Origin of the sequence: Halomicronema sp. CCY15110, assembly GCF_016888165.1 — a bacterium.
In the GTDB taxonomy this organism is placed as follows: Bacteria; Cyanobacteriota; Cyanobacteriia; order Phormidesmidales; family Phormidesmidaceae; genus Halomicronema.
The window spans coordinates 1-15,050 of sequence record NZ_JACSWC010000045.1 but is presented as its reverse complement, the minus strand read 5'-3'; the positions used below and the strand labels follow the sequence as shown (position 1 = coordinate 15,050).

The following is a 15,050-nucleotide window of genomic DNA, read 5'->3' as shown; positions in this document are numbered from 1 at the left end:
CGCGGTTTCTGAGTCATCTGAACATTCTCCTTCCTTGTCGACTCTGCGGGAATGTCCACTTTTTCGAGGTAAGGTCACAGAGCACGACTTGATCGATGAGTAGCCGCAAGCTCGCCTGGACCGACGAGGCTTGGAAAGACTATCTCTACTGGCAAAGCCAAGACAAGAAAACTTTGAAGCGCATCAAAAAACTCATCCAATCGACACAAAATCAGCCTTTTATCGACATTGGCAAACCAGAATCTTTAAGAGCCAACCTCTCAGGTTTCTGGTCGCGACGCATCGATGATACCAATCGCCTGGTCTATGCGGTTGATGACGAGTATTTAACGACTATTGCTTGTCGCTATCATTACTGAACAGCATGACAGGCGAAAATGGCTGCTTGCCAGAGCTGTAATCGAGTTGCTGAATGAGGATTAGCGCGATCGCCCGGTAGGATAAGGGTAACTTTGCCCGCTGCCTCATCCCTGGAGAACGCGCACCATGAGTCCTCGCAAGGCGGCTGCTAACGCGGCTATTTACCAGCTCAAAATTACGCTAAGGGGTGCCAAACCGCCCATTTGGAGACGAGTGCAGGTGCCCAGCGATATCACCCTGGCGAAACTGCACCAAACTATCCAGGCGGCGATGGGCTGGTACGACTGTCATTTGCATGAATTTGAGATCGACGGGCAACTCTACGGTGAACCCATGCCCGACATGGACATGTTTGTCGAAATCAAGAGCGATCGCACCTGTCGGCTGCATCAATTCGTCACAGGGGAGAAATATAAGTTTCCCTACATGTATGACATGGGCGACGGTTGGGACCATCAGATTTTGGTCGAAAAGGTGCTGCCCCCCGATCCAGCAGTGCGTTATCCCATCTGTATTAAAGGTAAGCGAGCCTGCCCCCCCGAAGACTGCGGTGGCGTATGGGGCTATGGTGAGCTTTTAGAAACGATCCGCGATCCGCAACATCCTGAACACGATGAAATGCTGGAATGGATCGGGGGCGACTTTGATGCAGAAGCCTTTGATCTAGAAGCTACTAACTACCGTCTACAACAAATACAATAACCCTCTCGTCCTTGCTAACCAACGTTTTCGGCGAATCATGGAACATCTAATAAGCATGCCCCCCTAGCAAATTGCCAATAACACTGTCCACGCGATCTCGCCCCTAATTTTAGCCCCCCTCAAAGTCCGTTGAGCAGAGGGCGCGGTAGCGCTAATACCCGTGGGGAGCAGGTAAACGCCGTATCACAAAGCCGCTGAAGTCGGCTTTTGTAAATACTGCAACATGGCTGGAGTCTCTAGTTCACGAATCAACCAAGCTGGCGTCGGGCGATCGCGTTCCTGTCGCCAGCACGCCAAAAAGGACTGACGGGTAACGATATCCGCTCCCAAGTGGCGCTTATAGGGCAGGTCCATACCCAAATCCCAAAAGGCAAACCCGCTGAGGGCCAAAAGCTGACCGAGTAGCGCCAGTTGCACCGAACCCGCGCCGTTTTGAATATGAAATCCTGCCAGGCTGGTATAGATGGCTCCCGTGCTATAGCCTACTTCGCCCGCCACTAATTGATGACCGTGGTAAATTTCGATGGAGTGCAGCGCCACATTGTGACGGGGGTGTTGGTGCAACTGCATGAACGCCGCACATAAGGGCTCAATCAACCAGGTCGGCGTGTGATGGTGGGCGATCGCGGTCAAACACGCGGCAAAATTTTGGTTGATGCTTAACGTCAGCCCCCGGGCGTAGCGCTTCAACTTGCGCGAAAGATGGAGATTAGCAAAGTCGAGCACGCAGCGCTGCTGGTGGGACTTGATTAAAAGCACCGGCAACTCGGCCACCTGCTCTCCCATCGGCAAATAGCCGTGATAGCAAGCCTCAGCGATAAACGTGGGCGTAAAATCAGTCGCCAGACAAAATTCACCCGGTGGCGTCAGTAACTGCGGCACCTGAGTCAGTTGGGCGAGATCGTCAATAAACGGATAGTGAGCCATCAGCCATTGCTTGATGGCGCGCTTGCGGTTGTCGTGCATAGTGAATAACGCGGCGATGTCCCGTCTATCCTGTCACGCTAGCCCTCAAGCCTTGTGCCCGCAGGTATATTTGGCCAAAATGGAGACCAACTCAGCGTGGTTGATGGGTTTACTCAAATAGCCTTGCATACCGGCTGCCAAACAGCGATCGCGGTCTTGAGGCTGAGCCAACGCCGTCGTCGCCACAATCGGAATGTCCTGCCATTGAGGCTGTTGATGAATTTGTTGCGTGAGGTCTAGCCCACTGAGCCCCGGCAGTTGCACATCCATCAGTACCAGGGCCGGATGATGCCCCTCCAGCCAAGTCAGCGCCTCCTGACTATTGGCACAATGATGTACCTGATACCCCCAGTGAGTCAGCATATGCTGCAAAAGCATCGCATTCATTGAATTATCTTCGACCACCAGGATGGGTTGCGTGATCGATGGCGTTGGCGGCTGAGTCGACGTCTGATGTGCCAGAGTCGCATCTTGCACGGCATGGTGCCCATCGCGCAGCGTGGCATGGCGGCAGTTCATCGGCAGATGTAGCGTAAACTCACTGCCCTGATTGGGCCGCGATTTGACCGTCACATCACCGCCATGTAAGCGGGTCAGTTTCTGAGTCAGGGCTAGGCCCAGCCCGGTCCCCTCATAATGCTTTGACAAGGGATTTTCGAGTTGCTGAAAGGGCTGAAACAATGACGATAACTGGGCTTCAGAAATACCGATACCTTCATCCCACACGGTGAGTTGCATCTGCTCCGCCACTTGGTTGACCCGAATGCCAATCGCGCGGCCCTTGGGCGTAAATTTGATCGCATTTGATAGCAGATTCAGCAGCATTTGCCGCACCCGAATCTCATCCGCCACTAACATCGGCAGGTCCACGGGCACCTCGCATTGAATCTTGAGCGCCTTCATGCCGGCCTGGGTTTCCACCATTTTGACCACGTCATTGCACAGGCTGCCCAGGTGAATCTCAGCAATACTAAGATCCATCTGTCCCGCTTCGACCTTAGAGAGATCGAGCACTTCATTAATCAAACTCAGCAAATGCTCACCACTTTGATGAATCTGATCAACGTAGAGCTGCTGACGTTCGTTCAGATCGCCATATACCAACTGACTCAGCAGCTTAGAGAAGCCCAAAATCGAGGTCATTGGCGTCCGCAACTCGTGGGACATATTGGCTAAAAACTCAGACTTCAACCGATTGGCACGGGCCAACTCCAGATTCTTTGCGGCCAGTTCCGCTTCAATCCGTTCCTGTTGGGTAATATCGCGCAAAATGATGCTGACGGAAGTGAGGGTTTGATTGTCTTCGCCATATACTGGGCTGATCGAGATGAAAGCGCTAAAAGGCGTGCCATCGTAGCGCTGACAAACAATTTGACCACTCCAACCCGGGCCATTAGCTTGCTCTAAAATCCAATCAACTTGATCAGCGTTGGGGAAAAAATTAGCGATATTCGTCCCCGTCAGGCGTGAAACTGGCCAGTTAAACAGTCGCTGAGTCGCCAGATTGGCGTATTGAATATGCCCCTTTAAATCCGTAATGATGGCGCTGTCATGGGCCGAATCCAGCGCTTTGGAAAACATCTTGAGCTGAGCTTCAAAGCGTTTGCGTTCGGTAATATCGCGCCCAATGCCCAACGCGCCAACTAATCGCCCCGAGCGGTACAGCAGCCGACCATTCACCTCAATGAAGACGCGATCGCCACTTCTGGTAAGGACAACAAACTCGTAATCGCGCAACTCGCCTGATTTCAGCAGTTGAGCAAAGACCTCAAACGTTTTGCCCCGATATTCTGGAGCCACAATCTCTAAATAAGAATGACCAACAACTTCGTCCTCATTAGCACCAATGAGCTTTAACCCGTAAGCATTCACAAAGGTAAATTTGCCTGTCAGATCAAGGGTGTAAACAATATCGGAAGCGGCTTCTACATAGGTGCGAAAAAGACTATCTGACTCAGAATTCAAGTTCTTGACCTTCTGGTCAGAGGAAACCTTGGGCGGTTTAGCGCTGGTCATGGTGTAGGTTGTGTTCCAATGTGCAGATCAGCAGTGCGGTGCCCCCAATGGCGTCAACCAGCAGATTTACGGATGGGCAACCCCTGACTGCCTAGTTGAACTTTTCACAACTAACGGTGAAAGATCAGGGATATTCCGTAAAGAAGCCGATCAAAATAGTCAAGTGCTATCCCTGAGCGTATCGGTTTAGACCGATAAATCACAGTAGGCTGTGAAAATACGCAATAAATTCCACAGTTATTACAACTTTACTTTATAAATTGTGTCATCCCTGCAGAAAAATGGCATGTATTCAGAGGGTTCTGGGAGATGTCTTAGGGAATCTCGGTGGCTCTGACGTCGATCATTTGGTCAGAACAGTGATTTGACGTATTCCCGGCGCATTCGCGCGATCGCATCAATGGAAATGCCTTTGGGACAGACAGCCTCACATTCCCCATGGTTGGAGCAATCGCCAAAGTCTTCGGCGGCCATCTGCTGGGTCATGGCCTGCACGCGCTGCTGGCGCTCGACTTGGCCCTGGGGTAAGAGGGAGAGATGAGCAACTTTGGCCGCTGTGAATAATGAGGCCGAGGCATTCGGACAGGCGGCCACACAGGCCCCGCAGCCGATACAAGTGGCATAGTCAAAGGCTAGATCCGCGTCCTCTTTGGCAATGGGCAGGCTATTGGCTTCGGGAGCCGATCCCGTTTTGGCTGAAATGTAACCGCCAGCGGTGATGATGCGATCGAGGGCGGCGCGATCGACCACTAAATCCTTAATCACGGGGAAAGCACGGGCGCGCCAGGGCTCAATCGTGAGGGTGTCGCCATCGGCAAAGTGTCGCAGATAAAGCTGACAGGTTGCTGTTTGGGCTTGTGAGCCGTGCGCCTGTCCATTAATCATCATGCCGCAGGAACCGCAGATGCCTTCGCGACAGTCGTGATCAAACTCTACGGGGGTCTCGCCCTGGGCGATGAGCTGTTCGTTCAGCACATCCAGCAGTTCTAAAAAAGACATGTCGGGATGGGCTGTGTCAATGGCGTATTGCGCAAAGCTGCCGATTTCGTCAGGACTTGACTGACGCCAAACTTGGAGGATGAGTTTCATGGAGTAGGCAAACAGAACTATGCGGTTCTTTTAGTGTAGAAAAGAGAAGGAAATTTACCAGGCGTTGGGGGCAAAACGTTGTGTTTGGCATGAGTTATTCCCATCACGGCCCACCCCGATGGTTACGCTGTAGCCTGGCAATTTTTGGGGCGATCGCCCTTTGCCTGACCAGCTTTGCCCTGCCTGCTCAGGCCCGTAACTGCTATCACCGGGGTGATCACACCATTTGCCTGGAGCGGGTGCAGCGCAGTGCAAAATATCATTGGCGCTACCGGGTCAAAGCGACGGTGGATGGACAGCGGCAACCCCTGACCCGCTATGACTGTCGCGATCGCACCCGCACCCCGCTCCAAGGTATCCATAAAGGCCAACCGCAACACTTTACCCCGGCAGACGTCGGCGACCAGCTCTGCGCGTTAGTTAACCGCTAAATTGGACAACTTGCCTTGCGGTCAGTCCAGTTATCACCTTGCAGACATCAACGTCCCAATTGAGCTTGGGCTCTGACGCTATTTCTGGCTCGCACTTATTTACGGCCTGAGCAACTACATCACCATGCCGCCATCAATAGTGAGCACCTGCCCCGTAATATAAGCCGCTGCCGGGTCAGCCGCCAAAAAGCGAATCAAACCGGCGACTTCTTCAGCTTCGCCATAGCGACCGAGGGGAATGTATTTGAGAATCTCTTCTGTGTTAGATAGCTCGCCCGTCATGTCCGTTTTGATAAAACCCGGCGCTACAGCATTTACCGTAATCCCCCGTGCCGCCATTTCCTTCGCGACGGTTTTGGTAAAGCCAATGACCCCAGCCTTAGCGGCACTATAGTTCGCTTGCCCAGGATTCCCCATCAAGCCCGCGACGGAAGCAATATTAATGATGCGGCCAGAGCGCTGCTTGAGCATCAGCTTGCTGACCAAGCGCGTGCAGTAAAAGACGCCAGACAAGTTCAGGTCAATCACTGCTTGCCAGTCTTCCGGCTTCATGCGTAGCAGCAAAGTATCGCGGGTAATCCCGGCGTTGTTCACCAGCACATCAACGCGCCCCCATTTCTCCGTGGCCGCTTTGATCAAAGTTTCCGCTTGGTCAGGATTTGACACGTCGGCCTGCACCGCGATCGCACTGCCCCCCTGCTCAGCGATCGCAGCCACGACTTCATCCGCAGCGGCACTAGAGCGCGCATAGTTCACCACCACTTGGGCACCCGCATCGGCGAGGGCGAGAGCCGTGGCGCGGCCAATGCCTCGCGAGCCCCCCGTCACAACGGCTACTTTATCGGTCAACTGCCCTGCCATACCGCTCTCCTTTCGCAACTGCAATCCAAGGGGTTATCTTACGCCATCCGGTTATCCTCCCGTAAAGAGATTCGGTTTTCTGGCTCCGGCAACGCAACGGCTCAACTAGCATGGAATTGTTGAGTAAAAGGTGGTGCGCAACGTGGCAACCAAACAACAGTTTACGAGCTTTGCCGATTTGCTGGCCCAGAGCGATCGCCCGGTTTTGGTGGATTTCTATGCGACTTGGTGTGGCCCCTGCCAAATGATGGCCCCGATTTTAGAGCAGGTAAATGCCCAACTACAGGGACAGCTCAAAGTCGTGAAAATTGATACGGATCGTTACCCCCAACTCGCCTCGCAGTATCAGATTCAAGCCCTCCCAACGCTGGTGCTATTTAAGCAAGGGCAGCCCACCCAGCGGATCGAAGGCGTGCGCACCGCCGAGCAGTTATTGCAAGACCTCAAACCTCTGCTCTAGCACCGCTTGCCGGTCTAGCCATGCAGCAGCACCCCAGATTCCAGGCCGAGGTGACGATCGCTGTTCGCCCTATCCACGCCATCGCAACCGCCCAAAGCGACTGCGGTATCGGCCCAGGTGAAGCTTAGAAGAGCTGCTGTAGGAAAGCGATCGCTCAGAGTGTGTCTGAATGCAACGCCACTCCAAGAACAGAGGTGACATTGGCTATGGTAGTATTTTGGTGATTAGGAAAGGTAAGGACATCTGAGGCATGGCAGCCGTACAAGTAACTGATTCTTCCTTCAAGCAAGACGTGCTTGAGAGTGAACTTCCTGTTCTCGTTGATTTTTGGGCACCCTGGTGTGGACCTTGCCGGATGGTGGCTCCCGTCGTTGATGAGATTTCTGAGCAGTATGACGGTCAAGTTAAGGTCGTTAAGTTGAACACTGACGAGAACCCCAGCGTCGCTAGTCAGTATGGTATCCGCAGCATCCCGACTCTGATGATTTTCAAGGGTGGTCAGCGGGTTGATATGGTCGTCGGTGCCGTCCCCAAGACGACTCTGGCCAACACACTTGAAAAGTACCTCTAGGTATTTGCCAATTCGCTACTTTTAGTCATTTAGCAAATGGCATTCAAATCAATGAAAAAGGTGACACTGTGGCATTTGGCGCAGTGTCACCTTTTTTCATGATGACGATCGCTCACAATCCCCTCATATCTCCTTAACCGATACCGCTGTTAGCGATCAAGCAGCCTGAAATAGACAAGACGCGATCGCTAACTTTATAGACTTGACGAGTGTGCCATCAGATTAGCTTTTATCCTCCTGAAAACAAAAAAGTCTGTATCAAAAATTCAGCATCCAGCTTAATGCGATCGGCCCGAATGCCCAGTTAGAGTGATATTCTCTTCATAGAACTTAGGCAATCTTATTTAGCAATTGCATTTGCTTTCATCAATATAAAATTAGGTGTTTGTGATGGCACTGACAAACCGCATAAACTTTCAAAATTTGCGCGGCGATCTCTTTGGTGGCGTGACGGCAGCAGTCATCGCCTTGCCAATGGCCCTGGCCTTTGGGGTAGCCTCCGGTGCTGGCCCCGCCGCTGGTCTCTATGGCGCTGTCCTCGTAGGCTTTTTTGCCGCGCTCTTTGGCGGCACCCCCACGCTCATTTCTGAACCGACCGGCCCGATGACGGTGGTCATGACGGCGATCATCGCCAAGTTAGTCGCCGATGATCCTGAAAATGGCATGGCCATGGCCTTCACCGTGGTCATGCTGGCCGGGATATTTCAAATTATTTTCGGTTTGCTGAGGCTAGGTCGATACGTCACGTTGATGCCTTACACCGTCATTTCCGGCTTTATGTCGGGCATCGGCGTAATTCTAATTATTTTGCAAATCGGACCGTTTTTGGGTCAAGACAGTCCTCAAGGCGGTGTCGTTGGCACCATCACCAGTTTGCCCGAGTTATTTAGCAATGCTGTAGTGCCGGAAGTCATGCTGGCGGTATTCACCATTGCGGTGTTGTTCCTCATGCCAAAACGCTTTAAGCGTATTTTGCCACCGCAGTTGGTTGTCCTGATTGCCGGCACCTTGCTGTCGATCGCGGTCTTTAGCGACGCCAACATCCGGCGTATTGGTGAAATTCCGACCGGCTTACCGGCGCTGCAAATGCCAACCTTTACGGCAGCGCAGTTTCAAATCATGTTGATTGACGCCTTGGTGTTGGCGGCTCTCGGCTGTATTGATGCCTTACTGACCTCAATGGTGGCCGACAGCTTGACGCGCACTCAGCACCAGTCGGACAAGGAACTGATCGGTCAAGGCATCGGCAATTTAGTTTCGGGCATATTTGGTGGCCTACCTGGTGCGGGGGCCACCATGGGCACCGTTGTGAACATTCAAACCGGCGGGCGCACCGCCCTCTCTGGCTTGGTTCGGGCCTTACTGTTGATGGTCGTGGTATTAGGGGCAGCAGGCTTGATTGCGCCCATCCCGCTCGCCGTCCTGGCCGGTATCGCCATGAAGGTCGGCTTTGACATTTTGGACTGGAGCTTTCTGAAGCGGGCGCACAGCGTCTCTTGGAAAGGCACGATGATTATGTACGGCGTGCTGCTGCTCACCGTCTTTGTAGACCTGATCGTCGCTGTGGGTGTCGGCATGTTTATCGCCAACATCCTCACCATTGATCGGCTGACCAAGCTGCAGTCTCAAGATGTGAAAACCATCACCGATGCCGATGAAGATGAAGATTTACCGATGACGCCAGAGGAAGAAGCGTTGCTCGATCTCGCTAACGGTCGAGTGCTGCTCTTTCACCTCAGCGGCCCGATGATCTTTGGGGTGGCTAAGGCGATCGCCCGAGAGCACAACGCCATGGAAGATCACGACATTTTGGTGCTCGATCTGCATGACGTCCCCATGCTCGGAGTCACCGCTTCCCTCTCGCTAGAAAATATGATCCAAGATGCTAGCGAACATGATCGTCCCGTCTTCATCGCTGGGGCCTCTGAACAAGCCATGCGTCGTTTAGACAAGCTCGGGGTTCGCCGCTTTGTGCCGGATGAGCACATTGTTTCTGACCGGACACAGGCCCTCCAAGGAGCCCTGATGCTGCTCGATGGCACTGCTAACAGCACCACCGCGTCTGTAATGCCGTCTTCCATTAGTGAGGAACCGAATTTTAGCGAAGTGTGAAGCATGGTTCCACGATCGCCCGTTTAGCCATTGGAATCGGGATGATTTCTCGGGCCGAGGTTGGTTGGGTCTTGACCGATATCGCTACCGCCAGGGGTACTCCAGATTGGTCGCTGCTGTGCTAGTAGCTGTTGATCGGCTTGTTCTTAAAGGCTGAGCATCGGGTGGAGATCGCCAGGACAGCATTCCCTGGACGCTTGCAACCAGACCCTGAAAGTCCATCTAACTTCATTCGAAGCGGCGCGACTATCGTGTCGCTTCAGCACTTTAAAGGTCGGCACTCATGTTTGGTACTGGCGAGATAGCACGACATAGTGCTGGCTAATTTAGGGAGGATTTCTCCCCAAACTAAACGATTGAATAGAGCCCCCCCCAACCTTCAATAGCGCAGCGGTGGGATGGCGCTTGAGACTTTGGTAAATAGCCAGAACTCAGCACCCGCCTCACATCGATCAGGGCGATCGCGAACAGCTATCCGATAGTCAGCAAGCACTCAACGCTTCATCAGAACTTCAAGTTCATATCTCTGAGCAGTCCAAAGTTTGCTGTTGTTATTAGCAAATAAGGGCCAGCGAAGCACCACTCCGTATTTTCTCTGGCCAAAAAACACATTTGTGTGAAGGAAGTTCGAACCTTGCAACTCAGCCGTTGATTTATCTTCAGATATGTGAACAATTTATAGGCAACTGTGAATAGCGATGGAGTATCACAATGCCGCTCAGCGATTTGACTCAAGACTCAGCGGTGCAAGCGAGCATCGTCAAAGACTGTGACCAATTGATGACTGCCCATGTCTCGCAAAAAGGAGGCGTTTCGGGCATGGCCCTCAAAACTGCTCATCGAGTGGTCACAGGCATTGGGCCGACCTACATTCCAGGCGCTATTGGCCGGATGTTACCGTCCACGCTAGAGGTGTTAGAGCCCATCTGGCAGGAAGCCTTGGAATCGGGTGATCCGGTGGCATATCTAACCACCCACCGAACCCGCACTGCTGATCTGCTTCTAAGCGTTACCGATCATCGCATTCAATATACGTCTGGCCCCATCATTGGGGTCTATAACAAGTTGCGTAAATCGGTCAAAGATGACGTTGAAGCGGTTGTCCCTCAGTTAGCGGACATCTTGGCTCGTCATCACACACAAGTTCTCCAAAGCGCATAACTGCGATCGCTCCTCCCAAATGGTCTGTTTTGCGTCTAGTTCATAGCCAAAAAAAGCCGTGGCGGTCATGACCGCCACGGCTAGAGGAGTGTGTCAAGGAAAATTGAACCTACCAGGTACGGGTGGGGGATAATGCACTGCCTCGCAACAAGCTACCGACTGTCTTGGCCGTAATTTTGAGTTGCGCTAAAGGATTGGCGGGCACAACTGTTTTGTACAAATAACTGTCAAAGGTCAGTTTCTGTACGTCGATATCGGCACACATCTCCACAAATGCTTCGCGTGTCGCGTCCGTGCGGTAGAAGACCCGCTGTAGTATATCCAGGACGAGATAAGTTGTGCCGTATTCCTTATCCCACCGCTTAATATAAGTCTTCAAGTCAGCTTCAGTAGGAATGCGCTGGCCAGCCTGAGAGAGTGCGACGATGGTTTCGGCACACATGCGAGCCGACTTAGCGGCAAAGTAAATACCCTCACCAGAAGACTTAGTGACAGTACCCGCAGCATCACCCACCAAGGCAACCCGACCCACCACTCGACGAGGACGAGGGTGCTCAGGAATCGGGTGAGCTTCGACTTTAATGATTTCTCCGCCCTCGATCCGCTTGGCGGCTCGCTTGCGAATACCCGCTTGTAGGGACTTGATCTTGGCCTGATTGACCCGCATGGTGCCAGTGCCCACCGCGACGTGGTCGTACTTTGGGAACACCCAAGCATAAAAGTCGGGAGACACATCGTTGCCGACATACATTTCAGCCAAATCTTCGTAGTAGGCCATCTTGTCGTCGGGGATCCGAATCCGCTCTTGGAAAGCGATCGCATAATTGTAACCGCCCGCATCAATAGCCTTAGCCACACGCGAGTTCGCCCCATCCGCGCCGATCACTAGATCGACTTGCAAGGTTCTGTCATCACCCACTAACCCATCGGGACGGTGCTCAGTGTAATGCAGTGTGTAAGGGTCGCTATCAGCCTGGGGCAGTTCCAACTTGTACATGGTGCCATTGATGAGTTTGGCACCGAGTTTAGCCGCGCGATCGCGCAAAAATCCGTCTAGCACTTCACGGCGACACATCCCGATATATTCATCAGGCTTAAGAGTACTGCCAATATTGACTTCAATATTCGAAGGGGAGATCATTTTCATCTTCCGCACCCGTCGATCAATAATCTCGGGAGGAAGGTCAAATTCATCAACCATACAGAGAGGAATCGCACCACCACAAGGCTTGGCATTATCCAGCTTGCGTTCCAGCAAATAGGTCTCAATTCCAGCTTTGGCTAAGGTCTCAGCAGCAGAGGAGCCCGCTGGCCCGCCTCCGACAACGGCAACTCGCAGGGTCAAGAGCTTTTCTCCAGATTGTTTGAATCTACGAAATGCATACTATCACGGGCTTTTAGGCATTCCTGGCAGTTTCGCAAGGTTGTAACTGTAATGAAACAGTCGTTTACAATTGGATACTAGAACAAGGAGGTTCTTTATGTCTGAGATGTCAATATCTCAATACCTGATGGGTGTTTGTGGATGGCTGCGGCTCACTTGAGTAACTAGCCAGTAGTCGTCAGTAGTCCTGAACTGTTCAAGCGTTGGGAGTTCAGCTTGACCAGTTAGAGCAGTAAGACATCCTGACGCCGGACTTCTGGCTTCAATCAACTGTCGATTACACCATTACCACGATAGGATTGCGGTATCTTTGGGCATCCTGAACAGAGGTTAACAGGGCCAGATTAAAGGTTCATCGTGCTTCAGATTGTCATCGTCAACGTTGAGAGTGTGAAAATCATCAACAAGATTTGCCTGATTTGGGAGTTCTCTATCTAAGTAGGTCGCTCCTCGTTCACAGATGGTCTGTTAGATTGACCCCACAAAGGTGCATCTTAAGGCGGAGGTATGTCATTAAAAAGGTTATGGATCAGAAAACGCACACCACTGATGATGGCCGACAAGTCATTGTGATCACGCCCACTGGGCGGCTAGACATCACAACCGCTTGGCAGTTTCGTCTTAACCTCCAAGACTGCATCTCTAGACTGAGCCCTCATATCGTGATCAACCTCAGTCAGGTTAACTTCATTGATAGCTCTGGCCTGACATCTTTAGTGGCTGGAATGCGTGACGCCGACAAAGTCCAGGGCAGTTTCCGCATTTGCAATGTGCATCCTGAAGCCAAACTGGTTTTCGAGGTCACGATGATGGATTCTGTGTTTGAGCTCTACGAAACCGAAGCTGAGGCTTTGCAGAGCAATCCTAAGCAGATTGCTAGCTAGCGCCCCGAGGTTATTGGAAACTGTAATCGTGAGTCTTAATTAATCTAAATGGCCCGTGCAGCGCTCCCCATGTGGGTTTATGGGTGACTGCATCAATGCCTTTGTCGTACATCCAAAAAGCAGCCGAGCTGGCGCTGTCAGAGTGAGGCGCGATCGCATCAAACGCCAACTCAACTAGCTTAGTTTCACCATTCACCACAAATTGACAATATTCGCCCGGGTGTTGCCGGGCCTCAAAGCGGGTCCTGCCATCGTTTGCGGTTATCGTGATGGGCAAGCGGCTGTTCACGAGCGGCTGTAAATCTTCCGATTGCAAGGCTTGCAGTCGTTCCGGCAATTGCGTGGCCCCTTGCCAGGCGCGGGGATGTTTCAAGGCGTAATACTCAGCAGTGAGTTGGCCGCAATCATCGCGAACTCTCAGCACTCGTTGGCGATAAGGCGCTTGATCAAAGGCGGCGCTGGCTTGCTCAAGCAAAAACGTGACGCTGTCACCAGCGAACAATGGCGTTGGGCGGCACCATAGCCGCAGGTGGACATACCAAGCCGGATCAGCCAACGCCTGATCCCGATTTTGAAAAGTTCCCGCCAGGGTCTGACTTAATTGCTCAAATGCGTCAGCTATGGTCATTGCGCTCCTCATCCAACCCATTTCACTCTACTGGGTGACGGTTCGAGCCAGCAATCGGCCCGGCTAGCGATGGCTACGATCGCTCCTGGCTTCTCAGCTCCCCAGTCTCAGAAAACAACCAGTACACAATTAGAGAAGCTGCCCACCCGCGGCGCGCACCAGCCCAAGGCAACTGTAATGACACGTCCACTTGGCGTTACAGTTAAGAAACAGCAACGTGGTCATAGGGTTTAGCGATGAGTGAAGAAATCACAGGAAAAGTGCTGCTGGTGGATGACGAAGCCGGTCTTCGAGAAGCTGTGCAGACTTATTTAGAAGACAGTGGTTTCACTGTTGAAGTCGCTAGTAATGCCACCGAAGGCTGGGAAAAGCTACAACTCGCGACCCCAGATGTGCTGATTTCCGACATTATGATGCCCCAAGTTGACGGCTATCAGTTCCTCAAGCAGGTCCGTGAAGATCCCCGCTATAAATCGTTGCCAGTGATCTTTTTGACCGCACGGGGCATGACGAGCGATCGTATCCAGGGCTATAGCGCTGGAGTCGACGCCTATTTGCCCAAGCCCTTTGATCCCGAAGAATTAGTGGCGATCGTCAGCAACCTAATCGAGCGGCAAGACGCCCGCACTCCAGAAGGAGGAAATCTGCCGGATATTGCCGCCATGGCCAAACAGATCGAAGAAATCAAGGCGTTGCTCACGCAAAAGGGCAATATTAACAAAACCCCCTCGCCCATTCGTATTGATTTCACTCCTCGCGAGCAAGACGTTTTGAACCGCGTGGCGGAGGGCTTGATGAATAAGGAGATTGCGAGTCGCCTCGATACCAGCGTGCGCAACGTTGAAAAATACGTCAGCCGTTTATTCAGCAAAACCGGCACCAACAGCCGTACTGAGCTTGTACGCTATGCGTTAGAACATGGCTTAGTGACCGACGACGAATAAGGAACTCGCTCGAAAATTAAATCCTTGTAGGTCGAAATTCGACCTTGCTGAACGCTCAAAGCTAGAAATGCAAAATGACGCCAACATGGGGGGCTTGACAGCCATGCGCCCTGAGTATTGGCAGCCTTCGATTGAGCTTAGTACCGCCGAAGTGTTTGTCATACAACGTATCAAGCGGGCCAAACTGTTTGACGTGAGTTCGCTGAAAAGTTCACTCTTGTCATTTCAGCGGGGGTTAGAGATTCCAGTCAAGGCAACAATAAGGGGTTGCAGTCTTTATCCCAATGTGAGGGAGGGCGAAATCAGCCTGTCGAACTGACGTGTTTGTGTTTCTGCACCAGATCCGTCATGAGTTGTTCGATGCGGCGTTTCAGAAGAAACTCAAGCACTGACCTTACCTCGAAAAAGTGGACAGGTAGTTTAAGCGGCCTTCAACCCCTCTAGAGAGAGCCAATAGTTATCTTCAAATTGCACTGGTGAT

The 15,050-nt window shown here is 52.2% G+C and carries 15 protein-coding genes; 9 read left to right on the top strand and 6 right to left on the bottom strand.

From position 1 onward, the window contains the following. Positions 1 to 95: 95 nt before the first annotated feature. The gene (locus JUK32_RS00385; protein ID WP_204136889.1) at positions 96 to 359 is read left to right on the top strand and encodes a Txe/YoeB family addiction module toxin; all 264 of its coding nucleotides are present in this window, start codon (positions 96 to 98) and stop codon (positions 357 to 359) included. A gap of 127 nt (positions 360 to 486) precedes the next feature. Beyond that, the gene (locus tag JUK32_RS00380) at positions 487 to 1,062 is read left to right on the top strand and encodes a plasmid pRiA4b ORF-3 family protein (RefSeq protein ID WP_204136888.1); all 576 of its coding nucleotides are present in this window, start codon (positions 487 to 489) and stop codon (positions 1,060 to 1,062) included. 183 nt (positions 1,063 to 1,245) lie between these two features. On the opposite strand, the gene JUK32_RS00375 is transcribed toward JUK32_RS00380, so the two are convergent. From JUK32_RS00375 to JUK32_RS00365, 3 genes are all read right to left on the bottom strand, one after another. Further along, on the bottom strand, positions 1,246 to 2,028 hold the full coding sequence (locus tag JUK32_RS00375; RefSeq protein WP_204136887.1) for a leucyl/phenylalanyl-tRNA--protein transferase: 783 nt from the start codon (positions 2,026 to 2,028) through the stop codon (positions 1,246 to 1,248). A 45-nt stretch (positions 2,029 to 2,073) separates the two neighbouring features. Further along, complete coding sequence (locus JUK32_RS00370) at positions 2,074 to 4,044, bottom strand: PAS domain S-box protein (protein ID WP_204136886.1); 1,971 nt, start codon at positions 4,042 to 4,044, stop codon at positions 2,074 to 2,076. A gap of 351 nt (positions 4,045 to 4,395) precedes the next feature. After that, positions 4,396 to 5,133 (bottom strand): succinate dehydrogenase/fumarate reductase iron-sulfur subunit, encoded by a 738-nt coding sequence (locus JUK32_RS00365; RefSeq protein WP_204136885.1) that lies wholly within the window; start codon positions 5,131 to 5,133, stop codon positions 4,396 to 4,398. Positions 5,134 to 5,222: 89 nt separating this feature from the next. On the opposite strand from JUK32_RS00365, the gene JUK32_RS00360 reads away from it, so the two are divergent. Further along, a complete protein-coding gene (locus JUK32_RS00360) occupies positions 5,223 to 5,564 on the top strand; it encodes a hypothetical protein (RefSeq protein WP_204136884.1) in 342 nt (113 codons plus the stop codon). Positions 5,565 to 5,678: 114 nt separating this feature from the next. On the opposite strand, the gene fabG is transcribed toward JUK32_RS00360, so the two are convergent. Continuing rightward, positions 5,679 to 6,425: a 3-oxoacyl-[acyl-carrier-protein] reductase gene (fabG, locus tag JUK32_RS00355; protein ID WP_204136883.1), complete on the bottom strand. Its 747-nt coding sequence runs from the start codon at positions 6,423 to 6,425 to the stop codon at positions 5,679 to 5,681. Positions 6,426 to 6,567: 142 nt separating this feature from the next. Between fabG and trxA (JUK32_RS00350) the strand changes: the two genes are divergently transcribed. The 4 genes from trxA (JUK32_RS00350) to JUK32_RS00335 all read left to right on the top strand — a co-directional run bounded on the left by trxA (JUK32_RS00350) (position 6,568) and on the right by JUK32_RS00335 (position 10,729). Next, positions 6,568 to 6,885 (top strand): thioredoxin, encoded by a 318-nt coding sequence (gene trxA, locus JUK32_RS00350; protein WP_204136882.1) that lies wholly within the window; start codon positions 6,568 to 6,570, stop codon positions 6,883 to 6,885. Positions 6,886 to 7,135: 250 nt separating this feature from the next. After that, positions 7,136 to 7,456: a thioredoxin gene (trxA, locus tag JUK32_RS00345; protein WP_039728690.1), complete on the top strand. Its 321-nt coding sequence runs from the start codon at positions 7,136 to 7,138 to the stop codon at positions 7,454 to 7,456. 390 nt (positions 7,457 to 7,846) lie between these two features. Then, a complete protein-coding gene (locus JUK32_RS00340; protein ID WP_204136881.1) occupies positions 7,847 to 9,568 on the top strand; it encodes a SulP family inorganic anion transporter in 1,722 nt (573 codons plus the stop codon). Positions 9,569 to 10,279: 711 nt separating this feature from the next. Then, positions 10,280 to 10,729 (top strand): DUF6918 family protein, encoded by a 450-nt coding sequence (locus JUK32_RS00335; RefSeq protein WP_204136880.1) that lies wholly within the window; start codon positions 10,280 to 10,282, stop codon positions 10,727 to 10,729. Between the two features lie 109 nt (positions 10,730 to 10,838). Here the strand turns inward: JUK32_RS00335 and chlP are convergent, their stop codons facing one another. Further along, the gene (gene chlP, locus JUK32_RS00330; protein WP_204136879.1) at positions 10,839 to 12,074 is read right to left on the bottom strand and encodes a geranylgeranyl reductase; all 1,236 of its coding nucleotides are present in this window, start codon (positions 12,072 to 12,074) and stop codon (positions 10,839 to 10,841) included. A gap of 563 nt (positions 12,075 to 12,637) precedes the next feature. Between chlP and JUK32_RS00325 the strand changes: the two genes are divergently transcribed. Further along, a complete protein-coding gene (locus JUK32_RS00325; protein WP_204136878.1) occupies positions 12,638 to 12,997 on the top strand; it encodes an STAS domain-containing protein in 360 nt (119 codons plus the stop codon). A 10-nt stretch (positions 12,998 to 13,007) separates the two neighbouring features. Here JUK32_RS00325 and JUK32_RS00320 read toward each other — a convergent pair whose 3' ends face one another. Then, complete coding sequence (locus tag JUK32_RS00320; RefSeq protein WP_204136877.1) at positions 13,008 to 13,625, bottom strand: chromophore lyase CpcT/CpeT; 618 nt, start codon at positions 13,623 to 13,625, stop codon at positions 13,008 to 13,010. 236 nt (positions 13,626 to 13,861) lie between these two features. On the opposite strand from JUK32_RS00320, the gene JUK32_RS00315 reads away from it, so the two are divergent. Next, complete coding sequence (locus JUK32_RS00315; protein ID WP_204136876.1) at positions 13,862 to 14,569, top strand: response regulator transcription factor; 708 nt, start codon at positions 13,862 to 13,864, stop codon at positions 14,567 to 14,569. Positions 14,570 to 15,050 lie beyond the last annotated feature (481 nt).